At 41.4% G+C, this 18257-nt stretch carries 15 protein-coding genes; 5 read left to right on the forward strand and 10 right to left on the reverse strand.

What is annotated here, in order from left to right; all coding sequences use genetic code 11:
- Positions 1 to 2466: 2466 nt before the first annotated feature.
- On the forward strand, positions 2467 to 2607 hold the full coding sequence (locus GKZ87_15420) for a hypothetical protein (protein QSI26773.1): 141 nt from the start codon (positions 2467 to 2469) through the stop codon (positions 2605 to 2607).
- Positions 2608 to 2810: 203 nt separating this feature from the next.
- Here the strand turns inward: GKZ87_15420 and GKZ87_15425 are convergent, their stop codons facing one another.
- From GKZ87_15425 to GKZ87_15450, 6 genes are all read right to left on the reverse strand, one after another.
- A complete protein-coding gene (locus tag GKZ87_15425; protein QSI26774.1) occupies positions 2811 to 4931 on the reverse strand; it encodes a sensor histidine kinase in 2121 nt (706 codons plus the stop codon).
- Between the two features lie 13 nt (positions 4932 to 4944).
- Positions 4945 to 5655 (reverse strand): response regulator, encoded by a 711-nt coding sequence (locus tag GKZ87_15430; GenBank protein ID QSI26775.1) that lies wholly within the window; start codon positions 5653 to 5655, stop codon positions 4945 to 4947.
- Between the two features lie 620 nt (positions 5656 to 6275).
- Positions 6276 to 7058 (reverse strand): HD domain-containing protein, encoded by a 783-nt coding sequence (locus tag GKZ87_15435; GenBank protein QSI26776.1) that lies wholly within the window; start codon positions 7056 to 7058, stop codon positions 6276 to 6278.
- 53 nt (positions 7059 to 7111) lie between these two features.
- Positions 7112 to 9418, reverse strand: a complete 2307-nt coding sequence (locus tag GKZ87_15440) for a U32 family peptidase (protein ID QSI26777.1) — start codon at positions 9416 to 9418, stop codon at positions 7112 to 7114.
- Positions 9405 to 9863: a hypothetical protein gene (locus tag GKZ87_15445; protein ID QSI26778.1), complete on the reverse strand. Its 459-nt coding sequence runs from the start codon at positions 9861 to 9863 to the stop codon at positions 9405 to 9407. The genes GKZ87_15440 and GKZ87_15445 overlap by 14 nt, the downstream gene beginning before the upstream one ends.
- Before the next feature lies 1 nt (position 9864).
- On the reverse strand, positions 9865 to 10632 hold the full coding sequence (locus tag GKZ87_15450; protein QSI26779.1) for a threonine/serine exporter: 768 nt from the start codon (positions 10630 to 10632) through the stop codon (positions 9865 to 9867).
- Positions 10633 to 10824: 192 nt separating this feature from the next.
- Here GKZ87_15450 and GKZ87_15455 point away from each other — a divergent pair, with 192 nt between their 5' ends.
- From GKZ87_15455 to GKZ87_15465, 3 genes are all read left to right on the forward strand, one after another.
- Complete coding sequence (locus GKZ87_15455; protein QSI26780.1) at positions 10825 to 11316, forward strand: thiol peroxidase; 492 nt, start codon at positions 10825 to 10827, stop codon at positions 11314 to 11316.
- Positions 11317 to 11683: 367 nt separating this feature from the next.
- Entirely contained in the window at positions 11684 to 12181 is a 498-nt protein-coding gene (locus GKZ87_15460; GenBank protein QSI26781.1) for a cytidine deaminase, read from the forward strand.
- Between the two features lie 95 nt (positions 12182 to 12276).
- Positions 12277 to 13164: a YegS/Rv2252/BmrU family lipid kinase gene (locus tag GKZ87_15465; GenBank protein QSI26782.1), complete on the forward strand. Its 888-nt coding sequence runs from the start codon at positions 12277 to 12279 to the stop codon at positions 13162 to 13164.
- A gap of 150 nt (positions 13165 to 13314) precedes the next feature.
- On the opposite strand, the gene GKZ87_15470 is transcribed toward GKZ87_15465, so the two are convergent.
- The 3 genes from GKZ87_15470 to GKZ87_15480 are packed head-to-tail and all read right to left on the reverse strand — an operon-like array spanning position 13315 to position 16007.
- Positions 13315 to 13977 (reverse strand): HAD hydrolase-like protein, encoded by a 663-nt coding sequence (locus tag GKZ87_15470; GenBank protein ID QSI26783.1) that lies wholly within the window; start codon positions 13975 to 13977, stop codon positions 13315 to 13317.
- The gene (locus tag GKZ87_15475) at positions 13974 to 14669 is read right to left on the reverse strand and encodes a noncanonical pyrimidine nucleotidase, YjjG family (protein ID QSI26784.1); all 696 of its coding nucleotides are present in this window, start codon (positions 14667 to 14669) and stop codon (positions 13974 to 13976) included. The genes GKZ87_15470 and GKZ87_15475 overlap by 4 nt, the downstream gene beginning before the upstream one ends.
- A 9-nt stretch (positions 14670 to 14678) precedes the next feature.
- Positions 14679 to 16007 carry an MATE family efflux transporter gene (locus tag GKZ87_15480; protein ID QSI26785.1) on the reverse strand — a complete coding sequence of 443 codons (1329 nt, stop codon included), beginning with the start codon at positions 16005 to 16007 and terminating at the stop codon, positions 14679 to 14681.
- A 158-nt stretch (positions 16008 to 16165) separates the two neighbouring features.
- Between GKZ87_15480 and crcB the strand changes: the two genes are divergently transcribed.
- Positions 16166 to 16531 carry a fluoride efflux transporter CrcB gene (gene crcB, locus GKZ87_15485; protein ID QSI26786.1) on the forward strand — a complete coding sequence of 122 codons (366 nt, stop codon included), beginning with the start codon at positions 16166 to 16168 and terminating at the stop codon, positions 16529 to 16531.
- 360 nt (positions 16532 to 16891) lie between these two features.
- Here the strand turns inward: crcB and GKZ87_15490 are convergent, their stop codons facing one another.
- Positions 16892 to 18169, reverse strand: coding sequence for an EAL domain-containing protein (locus GKZ87_15490; GenBank protein QSI26787.1), 1278 nt, complete (start codon positions 18167 to 18169; stop codon positions 16892 to 16894).
- Between the last annotated feature and the right edge of the window lie 88 nt (positions 18170 to 18257).

The raw sequence follows: 18257 nt of genomic DNA on the forward strand, positions 1-18257 counted from the left end.
TAGTTATCTGTTTGATTATATTCATTATGAATATAGGGATGTAAAAGAAAATACAGCAAGTAAGATGATCAAAGAAAAGAATAGCGAGCTATGATGAATTTCATAAAATACAAATTTGCTTTATTTTTTCAATATCATATCGATTGTTACACTGATTATGAGCATCTTTTCATCTTTATATCAACGACTTCTTCCTGTCATTCCCACAAAGCCGCATTTTTCACATTTAAATCATTTTTCGATATCACCGAACGCAATCAACATCTCGTCATCATTTTTACATTCTTCATAGATGGTATTGAGAAATTGCTATTATGCGCTGAAACTTCTCTTGTGATAAAATTAGCCACGCATAATACCTCTTTTTGATTTTCTCATTTTACAGGTCATTAAGAATATTATTAGAACTTACGATTAAAAAAAGGAATTACTGTTGCTGTTGGTATCCTTGGAAAGGTATCTAAATTCTTGGTATGTTTGAATATTTGTATGGTTTCTTACATTAGTCTCAATTCATAGTTGATTCCTCATTATTTGAGCTGAGTACAGTCAGTAGATAGTCTACAAATACTTCAAAAATCTGACAATTAAGACCAGTTATCTGGCAGAGAGTGAGACTTACATTTAAAATAACAGAGCGTCTATGTTCTGACATGATAATATTACTAAGTCCTACTGCCTCATCAACATATCATGCGGTGCTCTATCAAATAATTTTTCCAAGTCGATGTTGGACATCCAAATAAACTCATTATTTTAAATATTCTACCATTTTAAGAATTGCCTTTTACGACTTCTATTGTACCTAACCCCATAATTATACAGTAAGAAATAAAGTTTATAGATTGATGTAAGCACCTGCACGATAGCTTGTAAAATGATTTTATCCATTACTGTAGGTATGTTTAGGTTATGCATTTCTCCATTCTGCTTTAATATATATTCTCCTTGTCAGTGTGTGCTTATAAGTTTAGGATTTATCATTTGATAGGTTGTTAAAGCTCTTTGATATCTTCATCTACTTAATCCATGGAGACACCATCCACACTATGTATTCCTTTTTAGGCACACACGTGTCTCTTTGCTTTGCTCATTTTTTCATATGATGGGATAGTTCACATACCTTTCCTTGTTTACCTATCTGAAATATGCTATTGAGTTCCAATTGCCAATTTAGACTTTAGTGTTTTTCGTCACCTCATCCGTCAACACCGCCTTATATCAACCGTCTGATCTGTTGAGTCGGACTTCATGTTCGTTAGGCCACGAGTTCGCTGGCAACTACGCTTTTTGTGATTTACACCCTAGGTGTGACATGCCAATGCCAGTTGGCAGCGATATCCTTCAACCGGACATTATAATAAATTTACTCAATCTTCCTCAAGAATCAATTTAAGATGCATCCTCACGAATTGAAAATGTCATACTCATCATCCTGCATACCTTAAATCCATTACCCTGTAATTGCCCAATTTGTGATACACCTACATCACACGTAAAAATATAAAACCAAACGAATCAAGCACTCTATCTTATGTGATCGAGTACCATGCAAAACGTCTTTTCTATAACCAGTGTGGAAAAATTTTTATGAGGATAATCCTTATATTCCTCCTGGCCATTCTTTAAGTAATTTAACTTTTATCAATACTTTACAGGAGCTTAAGGAATCTAATGCAACTTTCTCCAGTTTTGCCTGACATATTTTCATATCACCCAAAAAGTACAATAGATATTTAATTTGTATATATGGGTACCCAAAAGCCCTGTATCTAAAATCATCTATATTTATGGGTTTATGCACTGAAGGATAACCACAGTAAGTATTTCTGTATTCTTCTTAACTTTAATGCTCATGAATTAGTTGATATGCTGCCTAATAGATAAAAATATTCTCTTTTGAATTATTTTGATAAGAATTCCTGTTCGAGAGAGGAACAGTATAAGGTATATCATTATGGACATGTATGGTATTTTATCGTGATGTTTCCATATAAAATTCAAAAATACATCTATCCCTGTTTATTCATTTCATGTAATGAAAAATATCAATTCCATTTTAGACAAGGTAAGAATTCGCTTCATGAAAGGGAGAAAGACCAATTCAATTGATTATTATTTACTTTAAAACTTCCATAGGGTGGTATTCGCTGGTGAAGTAAGAGAAAATAAGCGTAAATTTAATAAGCAATTGCGCAGATATATCAATTGTTTCCAGCTGCTTGAGCTGATCTTAGATATATCAGGCGAACTTAAGGAGGCGTATTTGTTAAAAGATTCCTATGCAATTTTTAACATGACCAGTGATCACAAGAATGCAGATGATAAATTTTCTGATTTCATGAATAGGTAAAGGATTGCAAAATACCTAAAATGGTTGAAACCCTCCATATGTTGAATAATTGACATGACGAAATCAATCATTCTTTTATAGTGGTTGATGGCAGACGTCTATCCAATGGCATAATGGAATCAAGAAATTCTATTGTTAAATTGATTAAGAGAACAGGTACTGGATATGTTAATTTTGCCAGATTCAGAAATAGTTGTATGTACCATATGAATAAAGATGCTATTCTCAATATAGCTGGTTGTGATATACCATAAAAACGAAGGGGCACAAACAAGGGAAATACAAAAAATAGTCTTTCTCATAAGATGTTATTTGATATTTAAAAGGCAGTGCAAATTCATACTCTGACATTTTCACTGCCTTTTTGAAATCCTAAAATACTTTAGAACCTATCTCAATCATCTTAAAACTCTACGTTAATTTAGAGAGCATTTTTTCTTCCTACTGTGACGAATGTTCAATCATTTATCAGCGGAAATTCAACAATCGCCTTAAACAAGTCCCCGTCTGTTTCAATACGGAAGCTTCCCTTCATCGCCTCTGTAAAGCTCTTGGCGATTGCCAGTCCAAGCCCGCTGCCGCCATCATGCCGAGATTTATCTCCCCGAACGAAGCGGTCAACGATATCATCCGCATCAAAATTCAGCGGTTCCCTCGAAATGTTTTTACATTCAATGCGCACCTGATCCTTTACCTGCCGGATATCGATATAGACACGGGTATGCGCCAATGCATAATGATGAATATTGATAAACAGATTTTCAAATATACGAAAAGCCTTATTTCCATCCAGCATAACACTTACCTGCTTCAAATCATGACGGTTCCATACAACCTCTAACTGCCGCTCCTGCAACAGCTCACTGCACTCTGCCTGAACCTGCTCCACAAGTGCAATGATATCCAATTCTACCATATCCAGCTGAATATTCCCGCTGTTTGCCTTACTAACCTCAAACAGATCCTCCATCAGGATATGCAGACGCCTTGCATACTGATCCAGCATACTGACATATTCCTTTCGCTGTTCTTCGCTGATGCCCTCCTGCTGCAGAAGCTCCACATAGTTGCGGATACCAGTCAGCGGTGTTTTCAAATCATGAGATACATTACTGATCAATTCCGTTTTCATATTCTGAGACTTGGTTTCCTCCTGTACTGCTTTCTCAAAGCCTGTACGGATTTCAGAAAACTCATCCTTCAAGGCATTAAATATCCCCACATCCGCAGGCAGCTCTGTCTGAAAATTTCCTTCCTTCAGCTCCTGTGACTGCTTCAACAGGATTTCGTAATCGCTTTGTATGCTGTTCAATTTCTGCTTCAGCCACATAAAGAGAGCAAATCCATAAAGAATAGCCAGAAACATTCCAAACCACCAGAACAGACACAGTACCATCATGATGGCAATCTGCAGCAGCATAAACTTCAACAGGCATCGCGTTGCATCATCCTTCAAATCAATATCCGCTAAGCTGTCGATATGGCGATGAATACCGCTAACCATGCTTCCTACCAGCGTATCCTCCCTGAGGAATCTCCAGAAGCCCTTAACAAAGATATACTTTATCTCAAACAGAGCGATACTGACCATTAGGAAGAACAGCATCCAGCAAACAAGATTTGCCAAAAACAGCAGCTGCTGCGGCATCATGATGTGATACTCGTTCAATACACTCAGCAAAGTACCACTGATCGTTGCTCCGCTTAATGCCAGAACACCAGCTGTTCCCATGGTGATACCGGTTGCCAGAAGGATAAACAGAATTCCGAATTTCACTTTTTTAAAGGTTAAAAACGGATTCACTTCCTCGACAATCGAAATCGGATAAAACAGCAGGTACAGAATCAACAGCAAGGTTCCAATCAACGCCGCAATAACGGAAAACTGTGTATAATTTGTCCAGTCATAAACCGTACGTGCAATGACTCCCTGATCCTTAACAACCTTCTCCGGTATACGGAACATAATCTTCATTTGTCTGGGATTCTGAATAACCACCTGAGACTGCGTAAATTTTTCATCATTCACCTGATATGTGACGATGTTCCCCTTTTCCTGTGTTACATCAAAATAATGCAGATATTGTGTCAGCGATTGCGTCTGGAAATCCAAATCATCGAAATCACCAAATATTTTTGGATTCCCTTCCTTATCATACTCAATCAAACCATACAACAGACTGCTTGTACGAAGCTCCTCCTGTGACATGTCTCTCAGACGTTTATCTCCATACTCTTTTCCGCTTTTTAAATCCTTGATATAATATTGAAAATTGTTATCCTTCTTCAACTCCAGATAGCTTTTCGCAAAGTTCTCCTTCAAATCGTTGGTAATCATACTTTTCATATAATCCGGAAGCCCGGAATCAAATTTCACGATTTCGTCATTCGGACGCACTGACTGCGCCATTCCACGCACTGTTTCCTGTATTTGATTTTCCAGATACCACGTAACAGCCTGTTTCCCGGAACGGCCAAGCTCCTGAATCTGGTCATTTCTGTAAACAGAACAAATTGCGAAGCTCATTACGGTAAGCAATGCAATGAACGATGTGAGAAATATATTTTTTTTCTTCATAGAACCACCTGCTTTATTTTTCTATTTTATAGCCGATTCCCCAAACTACCTTTAGATACCGCGGATGCTTGGGATCCAGCTCGATTTTTTCTCTCAGCTTACGGATATGCACCATAACGGTTTCTGTATTGATTGCCTCTTCATTCCAAACCGCCTCATAAATCTGCTGAGCAGAGAATACCCGTCCGGGATGCTTCATCAGCAGCTCCAGAATCATAAATTCCTTTGGACGCAGCTTCACCGGCACATCATCCACAAGGACCTCCTTTGTCGTACTGTTCAATGTTAGAGCATCTATACAATAAATTTCCTCTTCACTCTTGAGCGTGGAGGACGCATGCTCCTTCAGCAGTAAAATCTGTTCATAGCGGCGCAGCTGACTGCGGACACGGGCCAGTAGCTCCATAGAGCCAAACGGCTTTGTGATATAATCATCCGCTCCGATATTCAAACCTGTTATTTTATCGATATCCTCGGATTTTGCACTCAGAAATATGATAGGAAAATCGTATTTTTTTCGTATTTCCATCGTCATCGTGATGCCATCCATCACCGGCATCATGATATCCACAACAGCTAAATGAATCGTTTCTCTGTTCGCAATTTCCAAGCCCTCTTGTCCATTTTCTGCCAGAAACACATGATATCCCTGATTTTTCAAATAAATCTGTATTGCTTCCCGTATTCCCTTTTCGTCTTCTACAACGAGTATTGTATGATCCATAGCGTTCACTCCCTCTTACTATGTGTTATTGTACTATATTCCAGACGATTCTTCCATGTTATGCAGTAGAAACCCCAGAAAGGTTGTGACTGCGCAAAAGGTACAGATAATAAATTCTAACATAAAGCCGTTTCCTCCTTTCTTTTTTGCAAGCAGTATTACCAATACCAGCTAAAACAACGATCATGATATTCTTTGGCGCTTACCATCAGATACAAGGTGCAGCAGCTGTTTTCTTTTTCTGCGTTCGTCAAATATTCCTGCTGCCTTACTCTCAAAAATGAAATATTTTTTCTTGTCATCATTCCCCTTCTTTACATTATCCATTATGCCTGCGATTTCTTATCATATAGGATACCTAATTCTTAAACTTTTCTAAATTGTTTACAGACTGCATGTATCAGAGCTTACGGATATGCAGCATATGTATGCTTTCTATTATGTTTCCTTTATGATCTGCAGGCTTCAAGCTACTACATTTATAATAAGTATCTTTGTTTTGTATATACATCACTTTATTTTTCAGGAGTGGTATGGCAACATAAAAACAGCATCCAAAGAGCATAAGCTTCAGATGCCTGTTTCATTTCATTTGTAAATCACGATGCTTATGGAAAACATTAAGATTCCCTGTTTATCCTATCCTGCATATAGTGTAACGCATGATTTCTGGCCGCTTGAACAGCACGGTGTGTTTGTGAATCACAAAACTGATACCGATCTGCCATTTGCTCGATATAACGGTTCTTTAAAACGATTGATAAGCCATATACAGTATGGTAATCAAAAACAAATGCCATATGTGAAAGCAGAATATCGACATGTGTCCTTCGTTTTGCCGATGAAACAGGGCGACAGCTCATAAAGTCCTGAAGCACCTCTGATGTGATATGTTCCTGCAACAGCTGCTCTTTTCTGCATAGATAGACGTTTTCTTCCTTTTCCATCAGATTGACACGAAAAATATCCGTTTTATCTGCATCACGCAGTATAGCGGCCTGCAGTGTCTCCTGCTCACTTAATCCCTTTGGCAGCTCGTATTTGTTATGATATGAAATCGCATGCAGAATGAGCGTCCTTTGTCTGGAATCATCACAGAACAGCGGCAGCAGCTTTTGTTTCTGTAAAATACGCACACCAAGAGCAGCATGGTCTACGCTTTTAGCATCAAGAAATGTACCATACTGCTTCAGCTGTTCAAATCTGCCAATATCATGCAGCAGTCCAATCAACTCCGCCAGCTCCACATCTTCCTGTGAACAGCTCTGATGCACTGCCAGCTCCTTAGCAATCTCGGCAACCTTATAGGAATGTACAATTTTCAATGCGATACGCTCATCACGGATATCGTATGCTCCAACATAGTCCTGAAACTGCTGCCTTGCCTTTTTTATATCAATCATACAAATCCTCCCTCAGCACATACATCATACAAGAGCTTAAATAATGATATTCCCTATGCATGCTGCAGCTGCTTCCTGCAGGCCTTTAAAATATCATGACAGGTATGGGAATCCTCCACCGTGAAGGTGCATAGGAAATGCCTTATTCCCTGCTTCTTCGCTTCCTGTATTTCGTCTATGCGGTTGCGTATTTCATAATGCAGAATATGAGTGCGGCAGTCATCATCACATAAAATCGGATAGCGGTGCTTCTTCATATCGACAAGCGCATAGCTTGCACTTCCCCTGCACGCGCCGCAGTGACGTGTTGTGCTGTTACATACAACAGCGTTAATGGGACAATATTCGCTCAGCATCAGCTCATCTCTGCTGTATACGGTATAAAGGAAGGGGGCATCAATTCCATATTGACTGCGAAAGCATTCTTTAATTTTTATGCAATCCTGGAAGCTGCTCTCCAGAGAAAACGTAACTCCCGCAGCACCATGTGCGAACAGAAATGCAGCGGTATGAGAATTGATCATATTCAAAGAGGTATCACATACAAAGTCCTGCTTACAGCTTAATCCCCCGGTTTCCTGTATCATGGAAAGGGATGAGGAATATACGCCCTTCATGACTCTTGGCGTACGTAGAAATACGTGTTCTCTATCTGCATACGCTTCATACAATTTGTTGCTTTCCACAAATACCATTTCAATTCCTTCATCCAGACAGGCATTCAGCTGTTCTTCGGTATGTACGATAGCACAGAGTGCGGGAAGCTCTGCCTTTTCCTTTAGCATCACATTAGGCTTCATTTCAATACGGCGGTCTTTATGCCAGATTTTCCGTTCCTCCTCCATACGTGAAAGTGCCATACGCCGCATCTGATTGATTTCTTTGATTGGCAGGATTCCCTGGGCATCCAAATGATAGGAAATGTGTGCAAATACAAACGGTGTATCTCCGCTTTTTTTCAGCTGTGCATTGATGCGTTCCTCCTGCAGCGGCGTCTTCCTGGCTGCTTCACAAGCTGACTCACTTCTTACACAGACGGTTCTTCCCTCCAGATCCATGATTTCCAAAATCGCCGGCTTGCCAATCTGCATCGTAAATTGACCATAAATTTCAAGCTTACGCACGAAGCCTTCATAGCTTTTCTGCAATTCCCGCAGCTGCTGCGTATCACTTGTTTTCAGTACTTTACTACCCTTGGATATCTCCTCCGTCTTATCCAGCTCTACAATATCCTGTGCATCTGCGTGATTCACAAGCAGACCGTTTTTATATAGAAAGTTCACTTTGAATCCGATATCCCTGCCATCCTGTAAGATACGGATACCATCTCCCTGATGAAGCGCTCTGCTTAGGCGGATTCCTATTTTATCTCTGCTCACCTTCACAACCGTACCGATTTCAACACCGATATGGTTGGGGCGTATGGGATTCATCAGCTGTGGCCCGTAATTATGAAACAGATGTCCCTGTGTAAACTCACGATTGAAGATTTTCTTCATTTGAAGCTCCACTGCCTCATCATAGGAAAACGCTTGCCCCTCGTAATATGCGTCAATAGCCTTGCGGTACAATGACACCATCAGCGCCACGTATTCCGGACGCTTCATGCGGCCTTCTATTTTAAAGGATGCAATACCTGCTTCAATCAGCTCCGGCACCCTCTGCAAAGTATTCATATCTTTTGGACTTAATAGATATTCTCCCTTACCGTTGAAAAGCTTAGTTTCCTTTCCATCCTGTTGTTCCAGCTGATACCGCATCCGGCAGTTTTGCGCACATTCTCCACGATTTCCACTTCGATGCAGTGTCAAAGCACTCATCAGGCACTGTCCGCTGTAGGATACGCACAATGCCCCCTGCACAAACACCTCCAGATCAACACCAAGTTCCGCATATTCCCGTATTTCCTCTACCGATGTTTCTCTTGGTACTACGACTCGACTAGCACCGCAGGCTTCCATGAAGCGAATCCCCTGTGGATTATGGATATGCATCTGAGTGGAGGCATGCAGCTCCATATCCGGAAAACGCTCATGCAAAACGGAAAAAAGTCCCAGATCCTGTATAATCACAGCATCCACATCATGCGCATACAGAAATTGCACATAAGCAACACAGTCGTCAAATTCCTCCTCACGAATCAGTGTATTAACAGTGACAAATACGCGTACGCCATATACATGAGCATAGGCGATCGCTTCTATTAGCTCTTCTTCATCAAAATTATTTGCGAAGGCTCTTGCGCCAAACATACTACCGCCCAGATATACCGCATCACAGCCGTTCTGCACCGCTGCACGAAGTGCTTCCATAGAGCCGGCAGGAGCCAGCAATTCTACTTTCTTTTCAGCGTTCCACATGCTTTCTCACACTCCTTCTTTCCGGTTTGAAAATTGCTTTCATAATCGTTGATACTACAAGAATCCCCAGGGCAAGCACCCCGGCGATGGTAAGGGTATCCAGACCGATTGTCAGCGCCTGCATGACATCTCCTTCGATTGCTTTCAGCATTGTCCGATACATACCGCCACCGGGAACCAGAGGAATCAGCGCACAGATTATAAAGGTGGTAACCGGAGTCTTACAGATACGGGCAAATATTTCAGAGTATAATGACAAGGCAACGGAGCCTAAAAACATCGCAGTTAATTCTCCACATCCCACAATAAGTGAAGCATGATAAACAACACCCCCGATGGAACCGGCTATTCCTGCCAGAATCAGCTTACTGCCCCGTATATTAAACATTACCCCAAAGCCTAAAGAGGCAAAAAAGGAGGCAATCAACATTTTCATCAAATACATCCTACATACCTCCGCTCAGTCCGATGGACATGGATAAAACAACACCGATACCCACTGCTATAGCAATAGCTACCAGAAATGCCTCTGTCGCTCTGGCTACACCGGACAGATAATCGCCGGACACCGTATCCCGGATGGCATTGGTAATGGCTAGTCCAGGAACCAGAAGCATGATACTGGATATGATTAAAATATCCACATCTGTCTGCGGACAAAGCGCATGTGCAGCTAAAGCCGTTAATGCTCCGATTGCCGCCGCGATCGCATTGGTGAAAAAACCATGCAGCCCGCGTTGTTCCATAAGCGCACTGACTGCCTTAATTACCAACCCAATCAAAAAGCTTAAAATCGCCTCCATATAGCTGCCGCCAAAGAAGACAGCGAATCCTCCGGCACTCAATGCCCCGAAAAACAATGTCGTCCAGAAGGAATAGCGGCGCTCCTCTCCAATTCTTTCAAGCCTTTGCGTCAGCTGATCTATGGTATAGCTACTTCCTGCTGTTTCTCTTGAAAGGCTGTTGATCTTATCAATGCAATTCAAATCAACACCGCGTGTGTGAACACGGAGGATTTTTGTATGTGTTTTTTTCGCAACCGTAATTGAAAACATAATGCCGGTCGTTGTTACAAAGCTTTGTGCATCCTCCACTTCAGGAAAGCTTTTGCAAAGGCGTACCATGGTTTCCTCCACACGATAGATTTCTGCACCGCTTTCTATCAAAAGCTTGCCTGCATAGCTGGCCACATCCAGCAGCTGATCTGTATTCATTTCACAACCCCTCAACTTTCCTTTAACAGTATAGCGGATTCAGGCTGAAATTAAAACAGTTTTATAAACAATGTATAAGAAAAAAATACAGGAGGTGTCCGACATAACAATACTGAAAAATTTCTCAGGCAAATAAGTTCACCTTTTCAAACATTCTGGGTATACTATGTTACAGAAAGCGAGGGTTATCAAATGAATATTACCTTTCAGGGAAATCCTGTAACATTACAGAAGGAAGCAGTAAAGATCAACGAGAAAATGCAGCCGTTCACTGCTGTGAAAAATGATATGAGCGAGTTGAAAAGTGAGGAAACAAGTGGAAAACGTATATTTTTGAGTGTTCCTTCTTTGGATACCGGTGTATGCAGCATGGAGGTCGCAAAGTTTATCAAGTATGCGAAGGAATTGAAGGATGTAACAGTTTATGCTGTTTCCATGGATCTGCCATTTGCGCTGGATCGCTGGTGTCAGGCAAAGAACAATGAAAATGTTATTACATTAAGTGATTATAAGTATCATAGCTTCGCAAATGCTACCGCAACTTATGTTGAGGAGCTGGGCCTCCTGACACGTGCTGTATTTATAGTTGATGATGAAAATACAATCCGCTATGTGGAATATGTAAATGAAATTACAGAGGAACCAAATTATGATGCAGTTCTTGCCTGTATAAAAGGACTTTAAATCTGAAGTTTATTTTATGCTTATGGCGAGCTTTCCAAATCTTACAGAAATCTCATCTAGCTGAATAGAATGGATTCGTGAGAATCTTATATATTTTCGGATACAAGCAGATATGCGGATATAACAAAAAGAAGAAATAAATGCCCTATGAATGATTAGGAGCTTTATTTCTTTTTTCATTTTCTATGACACATCTTTTACAAATTATAAAGAAAGCTTTCTTTTAATTCAGGAATTTCTGGACATGAGTTATCCTAAAAATAGATAAAGGATGATATGTTTTTATATTTGCTATATTTAGATAATTGTATTCTAAAACACTTACCTATATAATAAATTAAAATACTTACGAAAGAAGGAACATTATATGAATCATGAACGGGTAGATAAAATCAACTATTATCTTGACATTGCCGGAACCGTGGCACAGCGAAGCACCTGTCGAAGAAGAAGCTACGGCGCTGTAATCGTAAAAAACGATGAAATTATTTCCACCGGATATGTAGGTGCTCCCCGCGGGCGTACCAACTGCCTGGATTTGAATCACTGTATCCGTGAAAAGCTGCAAATACCAAGAGGTGAGCGTTATGAATTATGCCGAAGTGTTCATGCAGAGGCGAATGCTATTATCAGTGCACAAAGAAGTGAAATGCTGGATGCTGACCTCTTTCTGGTAGGCTATGAAGCAGACAGTAAAGAGCTGATCCAGCACTCTAACAGTTGTTCCATGTGCAAACGGATGATTATCAATGCCGGAATAGCAAGAGTTATCATACGGGATACGCCAACAGAATATCGTATGATTGATGTATATAAAGACTGGGTGCTAACGGATGAATCCGTAAACGGGGTGCTCGGATATTAAACTCACTGTGTATAACCCAATAAATTTACTTGCACTGCACTTTTCTTTTCCATCATTATGCATTACAATTACAGATATAGGAACGAGGCATGCTTATGAATAGAACTATCCGTGTAATCATGAATCCAAAGGCAGGAAAGCAAACGGCAAAAACTGCATTATTTACGATCTGCGAACGTTTTTGCGCGATGCAGGACAGTGTCCAGGTTCATGTGACGCAATATGGCGGTCATGCAAAGGAGCTTGCGGCAACTTGTGAGGGATGCTGTGATATTCTGGTATGTATCGGTGGAGATGGGACCTGGAATGAGGTCATCAGCGGCGTTATGGAAACGGAAAACAAACCAGTGCTGGCCTATCTGCCAAGCGGTACCGTCAACGATTTTGCGGCAACGCTGAAGCTGCCAAAAAGCGCACATCGAATGATGGACAATATCGAGCAGTATCGTCCGTTCTCTTGTGATATCGGGAAGTTTAACAATCGCTTTTTCACATATGTTGCCGCCTTTGGAATCTTCACAGAAATATCTTACTCCACACCGCAGAGCACAAAAAACTCCTTCGGCAAAATAGCTTATTTTCTGGAAGGCGTAAAGCAGCTGACCAATATTCCCCGTTATCATGTCAGAGCAATCGTAGATAAGGAAGAAATAATCGAGGACTCCTGTATTTTCGGCTGTATTACAAATTCCAAGTTTGTTGCCGGCTTTACTGCTGTGAACTCCAAGGATGCACAGCTGGATGACGGACAATTTGAGCTGCTGCTGATCAGGGTTCCCAACAATCCGCTGGATGTTCAAAATATTATCGCGGCTCTGCTGAAGCATGAGGTGAATGAAACCTGGATGTATTTCCGCAAGGCTGCCGATATCCGCATAGAATCACAGGAAGACATATCATGGACGCTGGATGGTGAGGATGGCGGTACCACCTCATGCGTTCATATAGAAAATAAAAACAGAGCGGTTACCATACTGGTATAGCCGCCCTTTTTCTATCCATTGAAATTTACTTTATTGAATCTCGCATTGTTTTTCCCCTTACCAAGCGTTTTTTCCAGCGCCTTGGTACGAGGCTTCTGCTTTGCTTTGCGCGCCTGCTCCAGCAATTCCGCAGAGGTTTTTTTCTTTTTTTCAGCCATAGAATCCTCCTTTATCAAATACTTTATGCAGCTCCTGCATATTCTCAACAATGATGTCAGCACCTGCTTCCTGCAGCTCTTTCCGACTGCCATATCCATACAGTACACCGATTGCAAGCATTCCGTTCTTCTTTGCGCCAATGATATCATGCCGGCGATCACCAATCATAACACAGCGCTCTGTAGGCAGCTGATGCTTTTCCACAGCATAGGCGATGACATCCCCTTTTTCACTGCGGCTGCCATCCATTGTGGCACCGCATATATCCAGCATATAGGAATCCAGCTGGAAATGCTTCATGATTTTGGTTGCGAACTCCTCCGGCTTACTGGTTGCCACAAGAAGTGTATTTCCTTTTTCCCGTAAATCCGCAAGCAGCTCTATAATACCGGGATAAGCCTCATTTTCCAGCATTCCCTGCCTTTTGAAATATATCCGGTAATCCTCTATCGCCTGAAGTGCCTGTGTTTCATTGAAATGATACTGTTCCATAAACATATCCTTTAAAGGAGGTCCGATAAAGGAACATAAATCATCCAGCCGTTCGACGTGGATACCCGCCTTATCCAATGCAAATGCCACAGACCTGGTAATGCCGGCCTTAGGGTCTGTTAATGTACCATCTAAATCAAACAGCAAAATATCCTTTCTCATGATGCGTCCTCCCTCAAAATTGTATACAATTCCCGTAAATCCTGTATTTCATAGGTAAGAGGAAGCTGCTTGTGATTCTGCTTGCCATGGGGATTAAACCAGCATGTCGCAATACCAGCATTACATCCTCCCTGCATATCACTGGATAAAGAGTCACCGATAATCAGTGTATGCTTTGGATTGAAATGCTCCAGCTTCTTAAAGCAATGATCAAAATATGCTTTTTCCGGTTTCTGATGACCGATTTCCTCTGATACAAAAATATGATGGAAATACTGATCCAGTCCGGAATCTCTCAGCCGGGAATATTGCGTAGCCACCACACCGTTTGTCACAATGCACATCTGATAGTGAGCATACAGCGTATGGACAACCTCCAGTGCATGTGCAATTACATCATGCCCCTTTCCCAGCTCCTTTTGATAGATATCCTCGAATGCTATCCCGTCATCCGCGATTCCAAACTCACGAAACAGCTTACCAAAGCGGGTGTAGATCACTGTATCGCGGGAAATCCTGCCGTCCTCATACGCAGACCATAATTCCTGATTGATTTGCAGATACCGCTTTTTCATAGCAGTATTCAGTGGATAGCCATGCAGGTCAAACACCTTTTGGAGAGCACGTTTTTCCGTCGCATCAAAATCCAGCAGGGTTCCATCCGCATCAAATAACAGCGTTGTATATTTCATAATCTCTCCTTACACAAGTATGCGTTTCTTCATCCAAGTACCCCTGCGATACCGCCACAGAAACCAGAGAATCCGAAACAGCCAGTCTGTAAACATAGCAAGCCATACGCCCAGCACCCCAAGCCCTAGCATACTACCCAGCAGCCAGCTCAGACAGATGCGGCAAAGCCACATCGACAAAATGGAAATACACATGGTAAAGCGTACATCTCCTGCCGCCCGCAGTGCATTGGGGAACGTGAAGGATGCCGGCCAAAGCACCATGGCGAAAATGCCATGATACAGCAACAGCTCCAGTGCGGTATCATAAGTCTGTGCACTTAAATTATATATGTTCAGAATAAAAGGCACAAGACATAGTATGAGAAGATTCAGTGCAATCATGGAAGCATAGGCAATTTTCATCAGCTTTTTTATATACAGGCGTGCCTGTGCATAATCCTTTGCCCCTACACATTGTCCGACAACTGTAATCATTGCCAGACCGATGGCAGCACCAGGAATAATCTCCATCTGTGCAATATTGTTCGCAACTGCATTAGCAGCGATTGCGACCGTGCCAAACCCTGCAATCAGCCCCTGCACAAGAATTTTTCCTATCTGAAACATCCCGTTTTCAAGGCCGTTTGGTATTCCAATGGTTAAAATGCGGCGAATCATAGCCGGATGAAATTCCAGCCTACGGTAATCGTCTATGTAAATCGTATTATCAGGACTTCGCAGCAGATACAGCATAAACAGCGAGCCCAGTATACGGGATACCAGTGAGGATATGGCAGCACCGGCCACCCCCATGTGGAAGCCGTAAATTAAAACGGCATTTCCTGCAATATTAAACGCATTCATAAACAGAGAGGTAATCATGGATATCCTGGAGTTCCCCATGGAACGAAACAATGCAGCCCCCGAGTTATACAGAGCGATGAATGGATAAGACCAGGCGGAAATCCTGAAGTATGTTTGTGCATTCCACATCACGGAGGATTCAACATTCGGAAAAACAAGCTGTAAAATAAATGTGCATCCAATCAATGCGATCACCATAATGATCACAGCCAGAAAACCGGTGGAGAGAATCAGCTGTTTTGCGGCAACACATGCCCTTTTTCGATCCTGACTGCCAAGATACTGGCTGCATACGACTGCTCCACCGGTTGCCAGCGCCGCAAAAATATTGATCAGCAAAATATTGATGGTGTCCACGATGCTGAGTCCGGAAACCGCTGCCTCTGAAACACTGGAAACCATGATTGTATCACTCATACCGATGGTCACAGCCAGAATCTGCTCGACGATAAGAGGCAGAATCAGCCGTTTCAGATTCTCATTTGTAAACATTACATCACTCCCTAATCTCCCTTGAATGTACCTATTATAGCTTATATCAGTGAATCCGCAAGGGAATTTGAGAAACAATGTGCCTGTTTGGAAAAAGTTTAACAAGGTATGCGTTTTCATTTCTGAAATATGCTAAAATAGCTGTGGGAGCGATGTATATGAAAGAATTTCTACTCGTAGGTCTTGGTGGTGCAGCAGGCGCCATGCTGCGCTATGGCATGTCCATGATACCGGTGAAAAGTGAGTTTCCGTTTATGACCTTGTTGATCAATTTTCTTGGTGCTGTCATCATCGGTATACTGGCTGCGCTGAGTATAAAGCAGACCCTGCTGACCAGTGATAGCCTCTTATTACTGAAAACAGGTGTCTGCGGCGGCTTTACTACCTTTTCCACCTTTTCCCTGGAGGCTGTCACGCTGCTGGAGCAGCATAAAACAGGATTGGGAATCACCTATATTGCAGCATCAATACTGCTTTGCCTGCTTGGTGTACTGCTAGGAAAAAGTGCTGTTCATTGGCTGTAGCCTTTCGTGAATCAGATTGTCTCTTGCATTATTTGGAACCGCAACCAATCTGGTATCCAAAAAAATCGGCATGGTTACTATATGCATGAATTATCCTTATTTTCTTCATGCTTATATGAAAATAGAGCCTTGTTAATGACTGTAAACTAGCAGCTAGATGATAAAAAAGCTTATATGCCATCTATTTTGTAATGCGGGCATATAAGCTTTTTTTCTGCTTTCTCAGGTTGACTTTTTGCATATATCCACATCTGCTGTTTTATCCATTCCTCTTTTCCATTTCCTTTCCTACGAAAAGAATACGAAACATCTTTTCAGGATACAAAGAATCAAGGGAATAGTTTATTTCAAACACGACAGCTATTCCTGCTCTGCAATCAGCTTCTGAAATGTATGCATGGGCATCGGTCGATAATAATAAAATCCCTGTATCATGTCACAGCCCTTTTGACGTAAATGCTCTGCCATAGCCGCATCCTCCACACCCTCTGCAATGATTTTAACAGGAAAATGATGAAGGATATCAAGCAATCCGTCCACAATAGCATAATTTTCCATTCCGTCATAGCGAAGTTGGAAAAGAGAGCGATCCAGCTTAATGATATCCAGTGGTGCACTGACAAGTACACTCATCGAGGAATAACCGCTGCCGAAGTCATCCAAAGCACAGCGGAAGCCGGCCTCATGAATTGTTTCCACAACCTCAAGCAGCTTGCCGGAGTGATCCATACTGATGCTTTCCAGCAGCTCAAACTCTATGTATTCCTTAGGAATGTCAAATTTTTTAAACAGCTCCATATATTCTCTCATAAACGGCGCATCCTCAAAGCTCGCTTTTGAAAGATTAAAGCTGATTGGAACCATGTTCATTCCCTTTTGCAGGCTATCCTGTATCATACCGCAAACCAGTTCAAATACCATTTGATCGACATAGCGAATATAACTGTTTTCATTAAGAACAGGTAAAAAAGCTGTCAGTGGAATCTCATTTCCTGCTTCATCAAACCAACGCAGTAAGGCCTCACCGCCACAAATCTTTTGTGTTTTGGCATCTACCTTGGGCTGAATGTAAATTGCATAGGTCTCTTTACGGCAGGCTTCTACTGTTTTTACCTCCAGCAAAGAACGCTGCTGAAACCGCTGTAAGGCTTTCTTAGTGAAAATTTTATAATCCGAGCTTTTCTTTTCCCGCTCATTGGAAGTCAGTCGTGCAAGATCTGCATAAAAGCAGCACGTTTCAAAATCTGCATCTGGAAAATCACGAAAACGGCAGACACCGATAGAAAAAAACACTTTATTAAAAAAACGAACATCTTCCAATTCATAACCAGCATAATCCATTCGCATAAGAAAATTTATAAGCTCTTTTTTCCGCCATTCATGAATCAGGAACAAAAAATCATCCCTGCCTTCATACAAAAGATACTGATCCTCCTTTAGCTCTTTAATGAAAACCTTTAAAACAGCCTGCAGCAGCTCTTCCCCTGTTTCATAATCATGACGTCCGATGAAGTAACGAAGCTTTTTTATATTGAAATGCAGAAGCGTGTATTCATTACGCGGATGCAGGCTTGCATATACAGAGCACAGGTCATTGCGCTGAAATAATACATTTCCGTTTTTATTATCTATCTTCATACCATAAGATCCTTTTATCCTTTTTCTATATTTACTATTTTATCATACTTTATGCATCTTATGGTATCCGGAATGTTAAACATCACTT

It is taken from the genome of Erysipelotrichaceae bacterium 66202529, assembly GCA_017161075.1.
Lineage (GTDB): Bacteria > Bacillota_I > Bacilli_A > Erysipelotrichales > Erysipelotrichaceae > Clostridium_AQ.

What these genes read in the sequence shown, in the direction of transcription:
- GKZ87_15445 (QSI26778.1), bottom strand. Translation starts at nt 9,863, where the DNA reads ATGTATTTGATGAAAATGTTGATTGCCTCCTTTTTTGCCTCTTTAGGC.
- GKZ87_15420 (QSI26773.1), top strand. Translation starts at nt 2,467, where the DNA reads ATGGAATCAAGAAATTCTATTGTTAAATTGATTAAGAGAACAGGTACT.
- GKZ87_15470 (QSI26783.1), bottom strand. Translation starts at nt 13,977, where the DNA reads ATGAGAAAGGATATTTTGCTGTTTGATTTAGATGGTACATTAACAGAC.
- GKZ87_15465 (QSI26782.1), top strand. Translation starts at nt 12,277, where the DNA reads ATGAATAGAACTATCCGTGTAATCATGAATCCAAAGGCAGGAAAGCAA.
- GKZ87_15450 (QSI26779.1), bottom strand. Translation starts at nt 10,632, where the DNA reads ATGAATACAGATCAGCTGCTGGATGTGGCCAGCTATGCAGGCAAGCTT.
- GKZ87_15435 (QSI26776.1), bottom strand. Translation starts at nt 7,058, where the DNA reads ATGATTGATATAAAAAAGGCAAGGCAGCAGTTTCAGGACTATGTTGGA.
- crcB (QSI26786.1), top strand. Translation starts at nt 16,166, where the DNA reads ATGAAAGAATTTCTACTCGTAGGTCTTGGTGGTGCAGCAGGCGCCATG.
- GKZ87_15425 (QSI26774.1), bottom strand. Translation starts at nt 4,931, where the DNA reads ATGAAGAAAAAAAATATATTTCTCACATCGTTCATTGCATTGCTTACC.
- GKZ87_15475 (QSI26784.1), bottom strand. Translation starts at nt 14,669, where the DNA reads ATGAAATATACAACGCTGTTATTTGATGCGGATGGAACCCTGCTGGAT.
- GKZ87_15490 (QSI26787.1), bottom strand. Translation starts at nt 18,169, where the DNA reads ATGAAGATAGATAATAAAAACGGAAATGTATTATTTCAGCGCAATGAC.
- GKZ87_15460 (QSI26781.1), top strand. Translation starts at nt 11,684, where the DNA reads ATGAATCATGAACGGGTAGATAAAATCAACTATTATCTTGACATTGCC.
- GKZ87_15480 (QSI26785.1), bottom strand. Translation starts at nt 16,007, where the DNA reads ATGTTTACAAATGAGAATCTGAAACGGCTGATTCTGCCTCTTATCGTC.
- GKZ87_15430 (QSI26775.1), bottom strand. Translation starts at nt 5,655, where the DNA reads ATGGATCATACAATACTCGTTGTAGAAGACGAAAAGGGAATACGGGAA.
- GKZ87_15440 (QSI26777.1), bottom strand. Translation starts at nt 9,418, where the DNA reads ATGTGGAACGCTGAAAAGAAAGTAGAATTGCTGGCTCCTGCCGGCTCT.
- GKZ87_15455 (QSI26780.1), top strand. Translation starts at nt 10,825, where the DNA reads ATGAATATTACCTTTCAGGGAAATCCTGTAACATTACAGAAGGAAGCA.